Here is a 16,611-nt window from a genome sequence, read left to right as displayed (position 1 = left end):
TCACTCCTGCTTGGGCGCCGGGGCCGAAGGAGTAGACTCGGGGGTGGTCAAAGTCTCCGGGGTAAAAGATTTAGCCCGGTCTTCTTCCATTTTTGCTTCTAAACGCTGCTGGAAATCGGTCTCAAACAGATTATCCAAATACTCATCCAGCGCCTGCAAAGAATCCCGGCGAACCGGCTCTTTCAGCCGATTCTTGGTGGCCGGGAGCAAGTCAGCAATCCGGTCATCGTGACGGACTTCCACCTCGGAAGCTAAAACCCAGGGGCCAATCTGCTGCGGCAGTCCGTTATAGATCACGATACTTTCATCATCCAAAATGGCGTAGTACTGACTGCTCACCCACTGGTAGGCGGCCACGCCCGCACCCGTCAGCGCGGCCAGCACCAAGACGGCGGCCAGCAACCCGCGCCACAGTTTGCGCCGCTTCCGCGGCTGATGATTCTCTTTCGCCTCTTCACCCTGCGGGTCTTCCAGCTGCGTGGAGTTCGCTGTCAAAGCGGCAGCGCGTGAGGCCGAGGAAGTTTCATCGGTAGTTTTCTTCAAACGATCAGTAGCAGCTGAACCCACAATTTGGGGAATATTTTGCGGCACATCAGAAACCTGGGAGACCACATCAGCGACCACCACCGTGACGTTATCGGGGCCTCCGCCGCGAAGCGCTAGCTCCACCAGCTTATCGGCGCACTCATCGAGATTCTTGAAAGTAGTTAAAACCTCAGTGATGGTTTCTTTACTGACCACGCCATGAAGACCATCAGAGCACAGTAGCCAGCGGTCACCCGGCACGGCTTCACGCAAAGACTCATCCGGGACCACATCGGATTCAGAATCACCCAAAACCCGTAAAATCACGGACTTTTGAGGGTGATGCTCTGCCTGCTCCTCCGTAATCTGGCCGGTATCAACCAGGTACTGGACAAAAGAATGATCTTTCGTCACCTGGGTTAACACGCCACCGTTAAGCACGTAGGCGCGTGAATCACCAATATGGACCATCGCCAGTTTTCGGCCCGAACGCAGCATTGCAATGCAGGTAGTGCCCAAGCCTTCCAGCTCAGTGTCCGCCTGAGAGCGCGCCACCAGCTCATCGTGAGCCGCCTGGATAGCCTGCTTCAAATTGGGGAGGAGCTCCTCCGCTGCGAAAGCATCCTGATCTAAAGCAGATAGGTGAGCGACCGCCACCGATGAGGCAATATCGCCACCGGCAGGACCACCCATGCCATCAGCTAGTACCAGTAGATGCTGACCCGCATAGCCGGAATCTTGATTCTGTTTGCGGACCAAACCCACATCGGAGCGGGCCGCGTAACGTAACTCGATCGGCATGACTATCGTCCAATCTGCAAAGTGGTGCTGCCAATCCGGAACTGCACACCCTCATGCACAGGCCGTGCCTCAACTAGTCTCTCATCATCAACGAAAGTGCCATTCCGAGAACCCAGATCCTCCAGCCACCAGCCCTGCTGATTCGGGAACAAACGCGCATGCTGACTGGAAGCATAATCATCCCGCAAAGCCAAAGTCGAAGTCGGGGAACGACCAATCACAATCGGAGAATTATCTAAAGGCAGACTGGTGCCTGCCAAAGGACCAGACATCACAATCAGACGCAGCGGAGCTTTACCGTCGGATTTCGGGAAAGTAGCAGCGCCCGGCAACGGCGGAGCTTCCGCCGCGTTAGCCGGCGCAACCGCAGCCCGGCGACGCGTAGCGGCGCCGCGCCCTCGTCCCCGAGGCGTCACCATGGTGCCAAAAATATCTCGGCGCAAAACCGACAGGCAGGCAATCACCATCAGCCACAACAGGGCCAGGTAACCCACCCGGATGAGGGTAACTAACAGTTCATTGCTCATTAAATCCCACCCTCATCACCAGTGAAGAAAGTGAAAGTCGTATTGCCGATTCGCACCAGGTTCTCATCCACCAAACGAACCAGCGTGACCCGCTGATCCTCCACGAAAGTGCCATTCGTAGAGTTCAAATCGGTCGCAATCATGCCCTGGTCAGTGTTCTTCAGCTCCAAATGCTCACGCGAAACCCCATTATCATTCAAACGAATATCGGCCTGCGTGCCCCGGCCCATCACAATCACCGGCTGATTCAGGCGGTAGAGACGGCCATCAAGCTCAATAATGGGATGCGCAGCGGTCGCCGCATAGTTAAAAGCCGGAGCGGTCGCCGTGTGATGAATCTGCGGAGTCACCATGATGCGGCCCGCGCCAGTGCTCTCACTGGAAACCACAGTCACCGAAATATCGCCGAGCAGGTAAAACTGCTGCTCCTCCGCATAAAAGTAAAGCTCATCAGCTAAAGACTCAGAGAGCTGACTAATCGAACTGTCCTTAGTGAGACTCTCAAAATCCTGCGGAGAAAGCGCCACCGTGAAGAAGTTGTAATGCACGTCCGGGGTTCCCTCAACAGGCATCGCTTCATCCATGCTGCGTTTGAGCTCAGCAGCTAAATCAACAGACTTTAAAGGAGCATGAGACATCTTTGAGAAGACGCTATTTACCGACTTCTCGACAGCGCGCTCTGCTTTGTCGAATAGTCCCATTTAAGTACTCCTCCATAAAGATATAGGTCAACACCCATATTCTAACCCGCCCCGAAAGATTCAGGGAGGGTGAACACCCCAGAGCAAGAGAAAATCAAATCGAAAGAACTGTTCATACTTTGTTAATAAAATCCTCCCCCAGTCTGTAAGGGTTCCTGTGACAGAGTTAAAGACATGAGAAAAACAGTAATGATTGCAATGTCCGCCGCCGCCGTACTAGCCACCACCCTTGCCGGGTGCTCCAGTGCGGATGAGCCCAAAGATGCGATGACCCCCGACGGCATGACCATGGAAAAAACCATGGAAATGACCATGACCCCAGAATCAATGGAGAAAATGGACAAGTCCATGACTCCGGAGAGCATGGAAAATATGGATAAAGCCATGACCCCTGACGGCATGATGAAGCCCGCCTCCTACGTCAAATACGACGAATACATGGGCCACATGGACTCCTACATGAACCGCGACGTGGTGCTCTTCTTTAACGCCACCTGGTGCCCCGCCTGCCGCGCCGCCGATGAAGCCTTCAAATCCGATATGTCCCTCATCCCGGAAAACGCAACCGTCGTCTCCGTTGACTACGACACCCACACTGACCTACGTAAGAAGTACGGCGTCACCATGCAGCACACCTTCGTGCAGGTAGATAAAGACGGCAAAGCCCTGAACCAGTGGACCGGCACCAACGCCGCGGACCTAGCGAAGAAGCTCAGCAAGTAACCAGTTCCTCTTCCGGCCCGGATCCGCTAGTTCCTAGGCAAGAACCGCAACTCTTGCGCAGGCACTGGCAGATCCGGGCCTACCTACACCCTCAAACCTGAAAGCCATAACGATGCTAATAATCGCCCTACTTTCGCTCCTGGCGGGCATGCTTTCCGCCCTCGCGCCTTGCGTGTTACCCTTCCTGCCCATCATTGTGGGCGGCAGCCTCGACAACAAAGGCGGCTGGAAACGCCCCCTGATTGTGTCCGCCTCCCTGGTGACTTCACTGCTGGTCTTCACAGTTTTGCTTAAAGCCAGCACCCTCCTGATTGATATTGACCCCGGTGTTTGGCCGTTCATTTCCGGCATCCTGGTAATCATCCTTGGCTTCGTCATGCTCTTCCCCAGCCTCTGGGCCCGTGTCATGACCTGGACCAAACTGGGAAATAAATCCCATGAAATGCTGGACAACGCCCGCAGCAAAAATAACGGCACCTGGTCCGCTATCTTAACCGGCGCCGCCCTCGGCCCCGTTTTCTCCAGCTGCAGCCCCACCTATGCGTGGGTGATTGCGACCGTGCTGCCCGCCGAACCGGCTGTCGGCCTGTTCTATCTGGCCATGTACTGCATTGGTCTGGCTATTGTCCTCTTGGCTATCGCCATGCTGGGCCGCGCCCTAATAACCAAGCTCGGCTGGCTGGCTAACCCCTACGGTTGGTTCCAGCGCGCACTCGCTATCCTCTTCATTCTGGTGGGTATCTCCATCGTCACCGGCGTGGACAAAAAAATCCAAACCTGGGCGGTAGACTGGGCCCCTTCCATCACCCAGTTAGAAGAAAGCCTCATCCCGGACTCCGATAATGGTGCCGGCGCTGAGGAATCCCCTGCCGGTGAGCTGTTGCCCGCTGGCACGCAGGCGCCGGAACTGGCTGGCCTGCAAGAATGGATCAACTCCAACCCCACCACCTTAGAGCAGCTCAAAGGCAAAGTAGTCCTCATCGACTTCTGGACGTACTCTTGCATTAATTGCCAACGCACCCAGCCGTACCTGAACGCCTGGTACGACAACTACCATGACAAAGGCTTTGAAATCATTGGCGTGCACGCCCCCGAATTTGCTTTCGAAAAAGTCCCCGCCAACGTAGAAAACGCTGTCCAAGAAGCCGGCATTAAATACCCGGTAGCCCTAGACAATAACTTCACCACCTGGCGTGCTTTCAATAACCGCTACTGGCCGGCCAAATACCTGATCGACAAGAACGGCGACATCCGCTACACCCATTTTGGGGAAGGCGATTATGAGCAGACCGAATCAGCTATCCAGCAGCTTCTGAATGTGGACGCGCCCTCGGCCAAACCCCAAGGGATGGTTGAAACCAGCTCCGAAAAGCAGTCCCCGGAAACCTACCTGGGCGTGAACCGGGCCCGTGGATTCGTGGGCACCCCTCACCTGCAGGCTGGGTTGAACACCTATCAGCCGGCGGAAAGTATCACCCAAAACGAGTGGACCCTAGGCGGCGACTGGGAGGTTGACGGCGAAAAAATCACCGCCAAATCTGCTGGCGCCACTTTAAGCTACCGTTTCACCGGGAAGAAAATGTTCCTCGTGATGGGGGCCGAGGGTGTACCTGCCGGAGCCTCCAGCCAGGTGAAAGTCATGGTTGATGGAATCAGTCAGCCCGGCGGCATGGACGTGAAAGACGGCCAGGTGAAAGTGCAAGACTACCGGCTGTACCGTCTGGTTGAACTGCCTGAAATCACCGAAGGCACCCAAGTCACTTTGACTTTCGATAAGGGTGTGAGCGCCAATGCCTTCACCTTCGGATAATCCTGAGGTCCGCGGCTTCACCCTCATGGAATATGATGGGGGTGTGCCAAAGATTCTTGTTGTAGATGACGATTCCACAGTGCGCGGAGTGGTCGCTGACTACCTGAAAGCCTCCGGGATGGAGGTCGATCAGGCCAGCGACGGCTTGCAGGGCTTAGAGATGGCCCGCACCGGCGGCTACGACCTGCTGGTCCTGGACCTGATGTTGCCGCATATTGACGGTCTGGAAGTGTTCCGGCGCCTGCGCCAAAGCCAAGTGAACTCCGCGGTAGTCATGTTGACTGCCCGCGGGGAGGAAGCTGACCGCATCCTCGGCTTCGAGCTGGGTGCGGACGACTACCTGACTAAACCCTTCAGCCCACGTGAGCTGGTTCTACGCATCCAGTCGGTTTTGCGTCGCGGCCGGGGCGCCGAGGATGAGCAGTCTGCGGAGGAAACCCGCCAGATTGTTGAAGATGGTGACCTGGCTTTGGACCTGAAAGCAGGCAAAGCCAGCCGCGATGGTCAGCCGCTCGGTTTGACTCTGCGTGAGCATGACCTGCTGGCCTTTCTGGTGACCCACCCGAACGAGGTGTTTTCCCGGGAGAAACTCATGGTGGAAGTTTGGGGCTCCGAATACGGGGACCCTTCCACTGTGACGGTTCATGTGCGGCGCTTGCGCGGCAAGATTGAGGCGGATGCGTCCGCCCCGAAACGCCTAGTCACTGTCTGGGGTCGCGGCTACCGGTGGGAACCCGCCGAGACGCCAGAAAACTGAAAGAGTAACTAATGACGATTCATTTGCTGGAAGCCATTGCCGCGACCCTCCTGACCGGGCTGCTGTGCGCCTTCGTGACGTTGCGAGTGGCCCGCCGATCTGTGCGGTGGGCAGCTATCTTAGCACCCCTGTCCGTGGTGTTGGCGGTCGCGGCCGGGCTACTGGTCGGCATGCAAGTGATGCTGGTGTCAGAAGTGCAAGTGCCCCTGCTGATTCTGCTGGCGACCGCGCCGGTAGCGTTACTGGTGGGGGTTTTCGTGTCGGTGAAGAACCAGCGGATGATGGAGCAGGCGCAAGCCGAACTGGAACTTGAGCGCCGCCGCCGCGAAGTCGAGGAAGGCCGCCGTGAACTCATCACCTGGCTGTCTCATGATCTGCGTACGCCACTGGCCGGGATCCGCGCCATGGCTGAAGCCCTAGAGGATGGCGTTGCCTCAGACCCGCGAGCCTACTATGGGCAGATCATTGAATCCGCGCAGCGCACCACAGTTATGGTTAATGATCTGATGGCAATGGCCAGCCTGCGTTCAGGTACGGTCAAACTACAGACCGAAGCAGTGAGTCTAGCCGATTTGGTTTCTGACCTGATCGCCCAGATTGAACCGGTCGCAGAAGCGAAAACCGTACGCCTAGAGGGTGAAACCCTAGTGTCAGAATCAGACATGATTGGTGATGGTGTGCTGCTGACAAGAGCCCTCCAGAACGTGATTATGAACGCGGTTCAGTACACGAAAACTGACTCCACTGTCACCGTGAAGCTGGATGCGGTTGGTTCGGACCTGCGGGTGCAGGTTGCCGACGAATGCGCCGGTTTGCAGGCGGAAGAACTGGAACATATTTTTACGGCCGGCTGGCGCGGCGATATTGCCCGTACTCCGCAAAAAACCGGGAGTAAAGCATTAAACTCTGGCGGTTCTGGACTGGGCTTAGCGATTGTGAAAACCATTGTGGAAGCTCACGGCGGCAGCGTTTCCATCAGCAATAATGTTGCGCACACCGGTTGCGTGGTGAACCTGTTATTACCGCGTCTGGGCCGCTAAGATTGAGACCGAGCTGAACCACAGCCTGGTTCGGGGGCTGGCAGCGGTGGGGGAGACCCCGTGAAAACTGACGTAAAGAGAGAATAGATTATGGGACAACAGGTTTATTTGACCGCCACCAAGGCGGCCGAGACTGGGAAAGCTGAAAAGTTCAATCTGTTTGAGGCCTACAACAGCCTGCCCGTATTTTGGATGCTTCTGCTGGACCCGCAGACCCTGCGTGAGCATCGTCAGGAAATGGTTGATGCGGTAAACCAGTTTGATGTGGAGGCGCTACCCGCCCTCGACCTGCCGCGTGAAACCCTGCAAAATAATATTGCGACCGCGGCCCTGTTCCTGGAAATGAATCAGCCGCTTTGGTCACGCCAGTTCAAACAGTTTTCTGACTACCTGCTGCTGACCGCGCAAGATTATCAGCTACAGTTAGACATTTTGGAGTTGGCCAGTTTCACCAGCGTGGAGCAGTTCTGGGATTTGCTGATTCAGCTCTCTGAGCAGGTCCGCAGCGGGGAGCGTCCCGACTGGGTGGAGACTGAGGGGGATTTCTTTGACCGCGCTGGTTTTGAGCCCGCTGAAGTACTGCCGGAAGGCCGCGGTTTCTCCGCTCATTCCACGGAGTATGCGCAGCTGCAGCGGGAGGCCCGTCGCCGCGAAGAAGTTGAGCGTGAGCAGCAGGAAAAAATCTTCGACGAAACCTCCACTAAGAACATTTTGCTGAAAACCGGTAAGAGCTTCATTATTACCGGTGTGGCGGGTGCGATCTCGCTGATTCTGGGCCTAGCTTTGGCGGGTTTGGAGGTTAAAGGGATCGGCGTTCTGATACTGGTTTTGGCGGGTATTGCCCTGCTGGTTGCCTCCGGTTTCATCTATCAACGCCACTGGAAACTCCCGCCGGGGACCGGCCCAATCGACAGCCTCCTCTTTGGATATTTCGGCCCCCTCGATGTGGGTTACCCGGATAAGTACCAGATGGGTGAAGAAGATGAGGACGAGGACGCGGACGACGACCCCCTGAATCGGCTGTGAAACAGGGAAGAATCCCCCTTTTATCTCAAATTCTGCTTTGGGAAAATTTGCCCTTTTTAGTCACGATTTCCTTAATTTTTGCATAAAGCGTGCGATAAGCTGACTATAGAGAGTTCAAATGAACATCTCTTGTCATATATGAAAGGAAACGACAATGGAAAAGGGTGGGCAAACAGCTGATCCTAATGTCTCCCTCGGTGAGATGTTGAAGCGTACCGATAAGAAAATCTACGCAATCTTTATTGCTGGAATCGTAGTCTTCCTGCTGGGAGTACTCTTTTCAGGTTTCGACATGGCATACATCGGATACCCGGTTTCAGTAATCGGTTTCGCTATGGCTTTCTATGGTGGTTTCCAGTTCCGTCGTCAGTGGAATGCTCCTGAGCCCGGTTACATTTACGGCGTGTACGGTATTACCCCTGATGTTCGCGAAGAAAACAATCGCAACGACTGAGGCTTCATAGTAGTCATCAATGGCTGATGGCTAGTCCCTGAGCAAAGATAAGAATCGCGCAAAAAATAAGAATCGCGGTACTACTTCGGTAGTACCGCGATTCTTTTCACGTGCGCGAGGGGGGAGTTGAACCCCCACGCCCTTTCGGGCACACGGACCTGAACCGTGCGCGTCTGCCTATTCCGCCACTCGCGCGTGCCAAGTAATAATAAATGAAAGCCCGGCTTCTTAGCAAACGCAAAAGGGAAAATATATTCGAATAGGTTGCAGTTCACGTCTCTAAGTCTCCGGCCGTAACCCCGGAGCTTTAGTTTTGAGCAGCCTTATGGCCGTCAATCACAGCCATAACTACCTTCGCGGCAGAGGCTGCGACCTCATCAACCTCACGGTGATGATCTTGGTCGGCGGCCGGTCCGCACAGGTCAGAGATGCCGCGCACTGACATGAACGGAGTGTTGAAATGGCTGGCCACCTGGGCGAGCCCGGCAGTCTCCATATCCACCGCTAGAGCCTCCGGGAAATCAGTGCGGAACCTGTCCACCGTGTCGGACATGACGAAACGGTCAGCGGAAATAATCTGGCCGGCAATACCACCGTTCTCGGTAGCCAGCTTCACTAGCTCAGCGGGGGAATCAAAGCTGACGGGCTCACCCGGGAGCTGGCCCTTTTCATAACCAAAAGCGGTCGCATCCACTTGAGAATAGCGGGATGCGGAAGAAACAATCACTTCACCCACATTCACCGAAGCGGCCAGACCGCCAGCAGAACCAGCAGAGAACAGGAGGGGCGCTGCCGTCAGGTTGATCGCCCAAGTGGCGGCCGCTGAAGCATTCGAAATACCGATCCCGGACTTCACCACCAGCAGCTGATGCTCACCGATTCTAATGACCCAGCCCTCAGCTTTGCCGTTCTTAAAATCTGGTTTCAGTGGGTCAGGTTTCGGGTCGAGGGTGGACATGGCCAAGAAAGGCGCAGCCTCAGAATCCATGGCGCAGATAACGACTGCGTCAAGCAAAGACTTTTGACTGTCAGCCGCGGCGTCGGTTGCAGGTACAAACATGGTTACTCCCAGAATAAGTGCGACCACTACCCCGAGAGCGGCCACAGTGTTGCGACAATAGTTTCAGTTAAGGGTGACAGAGAATCTTACCGTAGCTACTGTTTAGTAACCTGCTCCCATTCGGGGCGGGCCGCCAAAAAATCACGCACCGCCGCCTGGGCTTTCTCCAAGGAATGATTAACGCCCCAACCGCACTGTACCTCATTGGCGGCGGGCACTTCCTCGGCCCCCAAAATATCCTTAAAACTGGCCTCCAGGATCGGTAAGAACTCATCCAACTCCAAACCCAATGTCAGGCAGTAGAAGCCCGTGAGGCAACCCATCGGGGAAAAATCAATCAGCCGATCCGTATGGTTGCGCATGAACTCCGCCGTCATATGCTCAATCGAATGGACCGCTTGAATGTCAATATGCGCCCGATTCGGCTGCGCGAAACGGACATCATACTTGATGAGGACATCCCCGCCCGGCAGCACCTTCCGGTCCGCGGCCCGCACATAAGGCGCCGCCACCGTGCGATGGTCAAGATTAAAAGACTCAGTGTTCATGCGTTTATCATTCATGAGCTTAAGTTTATCGTGAGCTTCCCGAGGTGGGGCCGAGGGGGCGCGGAGTGCCCAGCCGACAGTGTTGCCATGAATGATTTAACGCGCCGGTCCGGCGTTGATATGTTGCAATAGTGGTATGGAATCGAATACTAGTCAGTTTTCTCTGCCCGCCGATCTGATCTCCGGTGAGGTGGAAGCAGCAGACGCAATCCGCCCGTTGAGCGTTTTTGATATGTTCCGGGTGGGGGTTGGCCCCTCTTCATCGCATACGGTAGGCCCCATGCGGGCCGGTTTAGCTTTCGCTGAAGAACTGGCCCAAATGTGTGCTGAAGGGGCTCCTGAACCGACCCATCTGACGGTCGATCTATTTGGTTCTTTAGGGGCGACCGGCCGGGGACACTCCACCGACCGGGCGGCCCTGCTGGGATTGGCTGGACACGACCCGCAAACCGTGGATTTGGAGACGGTGAAGACCATTATTGACCAGATTCGCCAGTCTGAACGTTTCACTTTACTGGGCGGTAAAGAGGTCGAGTACGTCCTAGAACGTGATATGCGTTTCCTGCCTAGCATTGTCCTGCCCTACCATGTGAATGCTTTAACGATTACCGCTTTGACCCGCTGCTCTGACGGCTACTGTGCGGAACCAGAGGAAGGGCAGATTCTGCGCCGCACCTACTATTCGGTGGGCGGTGGCTTCGTCATGGCGCAAACCAATGATGATGTTTTCCGTCCGGAGGTGGAGGCGATTGCTTCTGCGGAAGCACTTTCGGTGGCGGATGTGGTGGCGCCCTACCCGTTCTCTACCGCCGCGCAGCTGCTGGAGCACTGTGAACAGACAGGCTTGTCGATTGCGCAGATTGTGCGCGCGAATGAGGAGGCGGCCCGCTCAGCTTTCGAAGTGAATGACTACCTGGACTATATTTACGACGCAATGAACGCCTGTGTGGATTCGGGCTGCCGCGGGGAAGGAATCTTGCCGGGCGGTTTGAACGTGCGCCGCCGCGCCCCCTACATGGCGGATCGGCTGTCGCGTCGCCTCGGCCAGCCCGCCCAGGAGCACCGCTGGGCGGCCACCCTCGATGACCCGTTGCGGGCGATGGAATGGGTGAATCTTTACGCGCTGGCAGTTAATGAGGAGAACGCTGCTGGGCACCGGGTGGTGACCGCGCCGACGAACGGGGCGGCCGGGGTAATTCCCGCAGTATTGGGATATTTGGAGTTTTTCTGCCCCGAGGGTCGTTTCTTGTGTGGGGACGAGGATTGCAATGATTGCTATCCGGCGGAGGGTGCGGTGGATGAAGCTGAGCGGGTCCGCAGCGCTGATTGTCGCGGCCATGTGAATGTTGATTTGGTACGCGACTTCCTGCTGGCCTCCACTGCGGTGGGCGCCTTGATTAAGACTAATGCTTCGATTGCTGGCGCTGAGGTGGGTTGCCAGGGTGAAGTTGGTTCTGCTTCTGCCATGGCGGCGGCCGGTTTGGCGCAGGCGCTGGGGGGAACCCCGCAACAGGTGGAGAACGCGGCGGAGATCGCGATGGAACACTCCCTCGGCCTGACCTGTGACCCGGTGGCGGGGCTAGTGCAGGTGCCGTGCATTGAACGTAACGCAATCGCGGCGGTGAAGGCGATTAACGCGGCGCGGATGGCCCTGTGGGGGGATGGGCGGCATACCGTGACTTTAGATGCGGCGATTAAAACAATGTGGCAAACGGGCCGCGACATGTTGAGTAAATACAAGGAAACCAGTGTGGGCGGCCTAGCTGTCAACGTGGTGGAGTGCTAAGAGGCCATTCTGACACCCGTCGGCTAATTTGTCAGAATGGGCGGTTGGCTGCGGGTTTTATGATGGCTGTCGGAAAGTAAATCACAGTCATGTTATTCACAATTTTTTCCTCCTGTTAATAAAGTTATCCACAGGATGTGTGCGGGTGTTTTTGGTGGGTCTGAGAGGCTGGAAATTGCTTTGTGGCCGGTAAACATCTTAAATGTCCCGCCTGCCTGATTGACTGGAATGGTTCGAATAAACCACATCGGTGTAACTTGTCCACAAGCTACCCACAGGCAGAAAGGGAAAAATGGGTGCGACACGACATATTGGGGTAGTAGCAAAGTTCAACCACTAGGTGTAGTGTTCTGCGTGTTGGTTCAAGAGATAGCTAGGTAGCTGTCACCGAATCAACCAAAGACGAAAATGAGATGGAAACGGGTCGCGCCCCCAGCGTTGAAACGGCCCACGAAGAAGGAGAGTCACCATGACGATCACCGTTTACAGCAAGCCGAACTGTGTACAGTGCACGGCCACCTACCGGGCCTTGGACAAGCAGGGCGTCAGCTACTCAACGGTTGACATCTCCACCGATGCTGAAGCTTTGGATTTCGTCCGCTCTCTCGGCCACGCACAGGCCCCCGTCGTAGTTGCCGGCGACCTGAACTGGGCGGGCTTCCGCCCCGACCTGATTAAGCAGGTTGCGCAGGCCTCCGCAGTGGCTAACGGCTGACCAACGTTTTGGAACTAGGGAGGGATAAGCATGCCGCAAATCGTGTATTTCTCTTCCGCCACCAATAACACCCACCGTTTCGTCATGAAGCTGGGGATGCCCGCCTTGCGGATTCCTCTGCGTCGCAATGACCCTTTCTTACGGGTTGATGAGCCGTTCGTGTTGATTGTTCCCACTTACGGGGGCGGAAAAATTAGTGGGGCAGTCCCGAAACAGGTGATTGCGTTCCTAAACGATGAGCACAACCGGTCGCTTTGTCGCGGCGTCATTTCCGCTGGAAATACTAACTTTGGCCCCGCTTTCGGGCTGGCTGGTGACATTGTCGCCAAAAAGCTTGGGGTCCCCCACATGTACAAGTTCGAACTCCTTGGAACCCCTGAGGATGTTCAGAAAGTCCAAGAAGGATTGAGTAAGTTTTGGCAGAAAATCTCACAGATACCGGCGTAGAGAAGATCCCAGATGAGGTCGATTACCATGCGCTAAACGCGCAGCTGAACCTCTACGACAAGGACGGCAAGATCCAGTTCGACGCGGACCGTCAGGCCGCCCGCCAGTACTTCTTGCAGCACGTCAACCAGAACACGGTTTTCTTCCATAACCTGCAGGAGAAACTGGACTACCTGGTGGAGGAAAAGTACTACGAGCCTGAGGTACTGGAGCGCTACAACTTCGACTTCATTAAGTCGCTGTATCAGCGGGCTTACGCGAAGAAGTTCCGCTTCCCGACCTTCCTCGGCGCCTTCAAATACTACACTTCCTACACCCTGAAGACTTTCGACGGACGCCGCTACCTGGAACGCTTTGAGGACCGGGTTTGCATGGTTGCGTTGACTTTGGCCGAGGGGGATGAGCGGCTGGCTGAGCGCCTGGTTGATGAGATGCTCTCCGGTCGTTTCCAGCCTGCTACGCCGACCTTCTTGAACGCCGGTAAGGCGCAGCGTGGCGAACTGATTTCCTGCTTCTTGGTGCGCGTGGAAGATAACATGGAGTCGATCTCCCGGGCCGTGAATGCTTCACTGCAGTTGTCTAAGCGTGGCGGTGGCGTGGCGTTGTCGTTGACGAATCTGCGGGAATCTGGTGCCCCGATTAAGAAGATTGAAAACCAGTCCTCTGGCGTGATTCCGGTGATGAAGATTCTGGAAGATTCCTTCAGCTACGCTAACCAGCTGGGTGCCCGTCAGGGTGCGGGCGCGGTTTACCTGCACGCCCACCACCCGGACATTATGGCGTTCTTGGATACGAAGCGTGAGAACGCGGATGAGAAGATCCGGATTAAGTCTTTGTCTTTGGGTGTTGTCATTCCGGATATTACTTTCGAGCTGGCGAAGAAGAATGAGGACATGTACCTCTTCAGCCCTTATGATGTGGAGCGCGTCTACGGTAAGCCGCTGTCTGATATTTCCGTGACTGAGCACTACCGTGAAATGGTGGACGATGGCCGCATCCGCAAGAGGAAAATTAAGGCCCGTAAGTTCTTCCAGACGATTGCGGAAATCCAGTTCGAGTCCGGCTACCCGTACATTCTGTTCGAGGACACCGTCAATAAGGCGAACCCGATTGATGGCCGCATCATCATGTCGAACCTGTGCTCCGAAATCTTGCAGGTCTCGGAAGCCTCGGAACTGAATGAGGATCTCACCTACGCGAAGGTGGGTAAGGATATTTCCTGCAACCTGGGCTCCTTGAACATTGCGAAGGTGATGGATTCAGGCAATATTGGTGAGGCCGTGAACGTGGCGATTCGCGCCCTGACTGCGGTTTCTGACCAGTCCAATGTGCAGGCGGTTCCGCCGATTGCCCGCGGTAACGCCATGAGCCACGCGATTGGTTTGGGGCAGATGAACCTGCATGGTTTCTTGGCCCGTGAGCATATTCATTACGGCTCCGAGGAAGCCTTGGACTTCACCAACATGTACTTCTACACCGTGGTCTACCATGCCATTAAGGCTTCGAACCAGATTGCGCGTGAGCGGGGGGAGAGCTTCGATGGTTTCGAGCGTTCCGACTACTACAGCGGCAAGTACTTTGAAAAGTACGTGACCCAGGAATGGGTGCCTGCCACTGACCGGGTGCGGGACATGTTCGAGCAGTTTGGTGTGGAGATTCCCACCCAGGAGGATTGGAAGCAGCTGGCCGCTGACGTACACGAGTACGGCATGTACAACCAGAACCTGCAGGCTATTCCGCCGACCGGCTCCATCTCCTACATTAATAACTCCACGTCGTCGATTCACCCGATTGCTTCCAAGATTGAAATCCGTAAGGAAGGCAAGATTGGCCGCGTCTACTACCCGGCGCCATATATGACTAACGACAACATGGAATACTACCGGGACGCCTACCAGATTGGCCCGGAAGCCATTATTGATACCTACGCGGTAGCTACCCAGCACGTGGATCAGGGTCTGTCACTGACATTGTTCTTCCCGGACAATGTGACTACACGTGATTTGAACAAGGCGCAGATTTACGCTTGGCGTAAGGGCATCAAGACGCTGTACTACATTCGCCTGCGACAGATGGCGCTGCAGGGCACCGAAGTAGATAACTGCGTCTCTTGCATGCTCTAAACGCTTAGGTTATTACCCCCAGAAGTTCACCCCCGAAAGACCTAGTTGCTTTCGGGGGTGAAGTTGATCTTGGGGGCTTTTCAGCTAGTGTCGGACGTATATAATGGCAACATTATTACACTAGCGGAAGGTGGGGAAATGTTTTCCTACAAGGGACTTGATGTCATAGACAATACAGTCACCACAATCAAAATCGGCGGCTTCCTAGTTGCCTTGATTATTTTTCTTATCATCGCGGCGGTGGTTACAGCAATTTTTGTGCTGGCATCGCGCGCTTGGATTAAAGTGGCTCGGGCCGACGAAGCACTAGTCATTTCAGGTAAGAGGCAAGTGCTAGAGGACGGCACTGAGAGTCCTGTTACCGTAATCGTTAACGGGAAATCACTGGTTAATCCGATTACGCAACGGCATGAGATTATTTCTTTGCGATCGCGTCAGGTGATTGTTAATGCGCAGGCGCAGTCTTTGGACAAGATTGAGGTTGATGTTGAGGCTGTGGCACTGGTGAAGATCGGTAACACCCCTGACCTGGTTCGTCTTGCGGCTGAGCGTTTCGCCAGCCAGGATGAAGTCATTGAGGTCTTTATTCGGGAACAGTTGGAGGGTGCTCTCCGAGGGGTCATCGCGAAACAAAAAGTTACTGAGCTGATGGAGTCTCGGCAGATTTTCTCTGACCATATTTTCACGGAAATTCGTCCAGACCTAGAAAAGCAGGGTCTGGTGCTTGACTCTTTCTCCATTAAGGAAATTCGTGACAGCATCGGCTACATTGAATCCTTGGGAACGCCGGAGGCTGAGGCGAAACGGCAGGCCGCTGAAATCGCTAAGACTGACGCTGAACGTGCCATTACTAAACAGCGTATCGCCAATGAAGAACAGAACCTGATCGAAAACACTGAGTTTAAGCGCAATCAGGCGGAAGCTAATGCCACTACCGGTAAAGCTAATGCGGAGGCGGAGCAGGCTGAGCGGCTGGCCCGGGAAGCTGCCACTGAACGAGTTTTGAAGCAGCAGGCCTTGAACAAGCGATCCAGTTTGGACGCTGAGGTTCGCCAGGTAGCTGACGCCGAACTGTATCGCCGGCAGCGGGAGGCGGAAGCAAGGAAGATCGAGGCCGAGGCGGATGCGGAAGTGGTTAAACTTGCTGGTCAAGCTAAGGCGGAAGCTATCCTTGCTGAAGCGCAAGCCTTGCGGGAGAATCAGGACGCCATCCTAGCGCAGAGAGCTTTGGAGATTTTGCCAGAACTGATGATGGCTTTCGCTGACGGTTACGCGAAGATTGGCAAGATTACGATTGTTGGTGGCAGCGGCCAGGCCTCTGCCGGCGAAAATTTGTCTCAGGAAATGCCGGTCGCAATGTCTGGCGTATTTGAGTCAATGAAGGCAGCTACCGGCCTGGATTTGGCTGCCATGTTGCAAGGTAGGATGGTGGGGCAAGGCATTGCCCAAGGCCTGACCGAAAGCAACGATGCGGACGGGGGCGTGGACGCGGATAACTAGGTCGCCGGCAAAAATCCGATCTTTTCCGAAATCGCAAAGAGCAGCGCAGTTTTAGAGGCCGCCTTGCC

The 16,611-nt window shown here is 55.3% G+C and carries 16 protein-coding genes and 1 tRNA gene; 11 read left to right on the top strand and 6 right to left on the bottom strand.

Annotation, left to right across the window (positions count from 1 at the left end; translation table 11 throughout):
- The 3 genes from BM477_RS00835 to BM477_RS00825 are packed head-to-tail and all read right to left on the bottom strand — an operon-like array spanning window position 1 to window position 2,554.
- Entirely contained in the window at window positions 1-1,326 is a 1,326-nt protein-coding gene (locus BM477_RS00835) for a Stp1/IreP family PP2C-type Ser/Thr phosphatase (protein WP_075360783.1), read from the bottom strand.
- Window positions 1,327-1,328: 2 nt separating this feature from the next.
- Window positions 1,329-1,853 (bottom strand): FHA domain-containing protein FhaB/FipA, encoded by a 525-nt coding sequence (locus tag BM477_RS00830; protein ID WP_075360782.1) that lies wholly within the window; start codon window positions 1,851-1,853, stop codon window positions 1,329-1,331.
- Window positions 1,853-2,554 (bottom strand): FhaA domain-containing protein, encoded by a 702-nt coding sequence (locus tag BM477_RS00825; RefSeq protein ID WP_075360781.1) that lies wholly within the window; start codon window positions 2,552-2,554, stop codon window positions 1,853-1,855. The genes BM477_RS00830 and BM477_RS00825 overlap by 1 nt, the downstream gene beginning before the upstream one ends.
- A gap of 174 nt (window positions 2,555-2,728) precedes the next feature.
- Between BM477_RS00825 and BM477_RS00820 the strand changes: the two genes are divergently transcribed.
- The 6 genes from BM477_RS00820 to BM477_RS00795 all read left to right on the top strand — a co-directional run bounded on the left by BM477_RS00820 (window position 2,729) and on the right by BM477_RS00795 (window position 8,364).
- On the top strand, window positions 2,729-3,277 hold the full coding sequence (locus tag BM477_RS00820) for a thioredoxin family protein (RefSeq protein ID WP_075360780.1): 549 nt from the start codon (window positions 2,729-2,731) through the stop codon (window positions 3,275-3,277).
- Window positions 3,278-3,389: 112 nt separating this feature from the next.
- Entirely contained in the window at window positions 3,390-5,087 is a 1,698-nt protein-coding gene (locus tag BM477_RS00815; RefSeq protein ID WP_075360779.1) for a cytochrome c biogenesis protein DipZ, read from the top strand.
- Window positions 5,068-5,844, top strand: coding sequence for a response regulator transcription factor (locus tag BM477_RS00810; protein ID WP_222842259.1), 777 nt, complete (start codon window positions 5,068-5,070; stop codon window positions 5,842-5,844). Before BM477_RS00815 ends, BM477_RS00810 begins: the two co-directional genes overlap by 20 nt.
- A gap of 11 nt (window positions 5,845-5,855) precedes the next feature.
- Entirely contained in the window at window positions 5,856-6,884 is a 1,029-nt protein-coding gene (locus BM477_RS00805; protein WP_075360778.1) for a sensor histidine kinase, read from the top strand.
- Window positions 6,885-6,974: 90 nt separating this feature from the next.
- Entirely contained in the window at window positions 6,975-7,910 is a 936-nt protein-coding gene (locus BM477_RS00800; RefSeq protein WP_075360777.1) for a hypothetical protein, read from the top strand.
- 154 nt (window positions 7,911-8,064) lie between these two features.
- On the top strand, window positions 8,065-8,364 hold the full coding sequence (locus BM477_RS00795) for a hypothetical protein (protein WP_075360776.1): 300 nt from the start codon (window positions 8,065-8,067) through the stop codon (window positions 8,362-8,364).
- Window positions 8,365-8,475: 111 nt separating this feature from the next.
- Here BM477_RS00795 and BM477_RS00790 read toward each other — a convergent pair.
- The 3 genes from BM477_RS00790 to BM477_RS00780 form a co-directional block, all read right to left on the bottom strand.
- Window positions 8,476-8,559: transfer RNA gene (locus BM477_RS00790), tRNA-Leu, on the bottom strand.
- A gap of 112 nt (window positions 8,560-8,671) precedes the next feature.
- Window positions 8,672-9,424 (bottom strand): 5'-methylthioadenosine/S-adenosylhomocysteine nucleosidase, encoded by a 753-nt coding sequence (mtnN, locus tag BM477_RS00785; RefSeq protein ID WP_075360775.1) that lies wholly within the window; start codon window positions 9,422-9,424, stop codon window positions 8,672-8,674.
- 95 nt (window positions 9,425-9,519) lie between these two features.
- Window positions 9,520-9,972 (bottom strand): S-ribosylhomocysteine lyase, encoded by a 453-nt coding sequence (locus tag BM477_RS00780; RefSeq protein ID WP_143230167.1) that lies wholly within the window; start codon window positions 9,970-9,972, stop codon window positions 9,520-9,522.
- A 136-nt stretch (window positions 9,973-10,108) separates the two neighbouring features.
- Here BM477_RS00780 and BM477_RS00775 point away from each other — a divergent pair, with 136 nt between their 5' ends.
- From BM477_RS00775 to BM477_RS00755, 5 genes are all read left to right on the top strand, one after another.
- A complete protein-coding gene (locus BM477_RS00775) occupies window positions 10,109-11,758 on the top strand; it encodes an L-serine ammonia-lyase, iron-sulfur-dependent, subunit alpha (protein WP_075360773.1) in 1,650 nt (549 codons plus the stop codon).
- Between the two features lie 469 nt (window positions 11,759-12,227).
- Window positions 12,228-12,473, top strand: a complete 246-nt coding sequence (gene nrdH, locus BM477_RS00770; protein ID WP_075360772.1) for a glutaredoxin-like protein NrdH — start codon at window positions 12,228-12,230, stop codon at window positions 12,471-12,473.
- Window positions 12,474-12,503: 30 nt separating this feature from the next.
- Window positions 12,504-12,920: a class Ib ribonucleoside-diphosphate reductase assembly flavoprotein NrdI gene (nrdI, locus tag BM477_RS00765; RefSeq protein WP_075360771.1), complete on the top strand. Its 417-nt coding sequence runs from the start codon at window positions 12,504-12,506 to the stop codon at window positions 12,918-12,920.
- Window positions 12,890-15,043 carry a class 1b ribonucleoside-diphosphate reductase subunit alpha gene (gene nrdE / locus BM477_RS00760; RefSeq protein ID WP_075360770.1) on the top strand — a complete coding sequence of 718 codons (2,154 nt, stop codon included), beginning with the start codon at window positions 12,890-12,892 and terminating at the stop codon, window positions 15,041-15,043. The genes nrdI and nrdE overlap by 31 nt, the downstream gene beginning before the upstream one ends.
- Before the next feature lie 138 nt (window positions 15,044-15,181).
- Window positions 15,182-16,543, top strand: a complete 1,362-nt coding sequence (locus BM477_RS00755) for a flotillin family protein (protein ID WP_084543608.1) — start codon at window positions 15,182-15,184, stop codon at window positions 16,541-16,543.
- Window positions 16,544-16,611 lie beyond the last annotated feature (68 nt).

It is taken from the genome of Boudabousia marimammalium (assembly GCF_001936115.1).
Classification (GTDB): domain Bacteria; phylum Actinomycetota; class Actinomycetes; order Actinomycetales; family Actinomycetaceae; genus Boudabousia; species Boudabousia marimammalium.
Note: the sequence above shows the minus strand (reverse complement) of the source record. Positions and strands in the feature narration are given on the sequence as shown.

Excerpts from the sequence above, each read along its gene's own strand:
- BM477_RS00835 (WP_075360783.1), bottom strand. The coding sequence starts at position 1,326 with ATGCCGATCGAGTTACGTTACGCGGCCCGCTCCGATGTGGGTTTGGTC.
- BM477_RS00830 (WP_075360782.1), bottom strand. The coding sequence starts at position 1,853 with ATGAGCAATGAACTGTTAGTTACCCTCATCCGGGTGGGTTACCTGGCC.
- BM477_RS00825 (WP_075360781.1), bottom strand. The coding sequence starts at position 2,554 with ATGGGACTATTCGACAAAGCAGAGCGCGCTGTCGAGAAGTCGGTAAAT.
- BM477_RS00820 (WP_075360780.1), top strand. The coding sequence starts at position 2,729 with ATGAGAAAAACAGTAATGATTGCAATGTCCGCCGCCGCCGTACTAGCC.
- BM477_RS00815 (WP_075360779.1), top strand. The coding sequence starts at position 3,390 with ATGCTAATAATCGCCCTACTTTCGCTCCTGGCGGGCATGCTTTCCGCC.
- BM477_RS00810 (WP_222842259.1), top strand. The coding sequence starts at position 5,068 with ATGCCTTCACCTTCGGATAATCCTGAGGTCCGCGGCTTCACCCTCATG.
- BM477_RS00805 (WP_075360778.1), top strand. The coding sequence starts at position 5,856 with ATGACGATTCATTTGCTGGAAGCCATTGCCGCGACCCTCCTGACCGGG.
- BM477_RS00800 (WP_075360777.1), top strand. The coding sequence starts at position 6,975 with ATGGGACAACAGGTTTATTTGACCGCCACCAAGGCGGCCGAGACTGGG.
- BM477_RS00795 (WP_075360776.1), top strand. The coding sequence starts at position 8,065 with ATGGAAAAGGGTGGGCAAACAGCTGATCCTAATGTCTCCCTCGGTGAG.
- mtnN (WP_075360775.1), bottom strand. The coding sequence starts at position 9,424 with ATGTTTGTACCTGCAACCGACGCCGCGGCTGACAGTCAAAAGTCTTTG.
- BM477_RS00780 (WP_143230167.1), bottom strand. The coding sequence starts at position 9,972 with ATGAACACTGAGTCTTTTAATCTTGACCATCGCACGGTGGCGGCGCCT.
- BM477_RS00775 (WP_075360773.1), top strand. The coding sequence starts at position 10,109 with ATGGAATCGAATACTAGTCAGTTTTCTCTGCCCGCCGATCTGATCTCC.
- nrdH (WP_075360772.1), top strand. The coding sequence starts at position 12,228 with ATGACGATCACCGTTTACAGCAAGCCGAACTGTGTACAGTGCACGGCC.
- nrdI (WP_075360771.1), top strand. The coding sequence starts at position 12,504 with ATGCCGCAAATCGTGTATTTCTCTTCCGCCACCAATAACACCCACCGT.
- BM477_RS00755 (WP_084543608.1), top strand. The coding sequence starts at position 15,182 with ATGTTTTCCTACAAGGGACTTGATGTCATAGACAATACAGTCACCACA.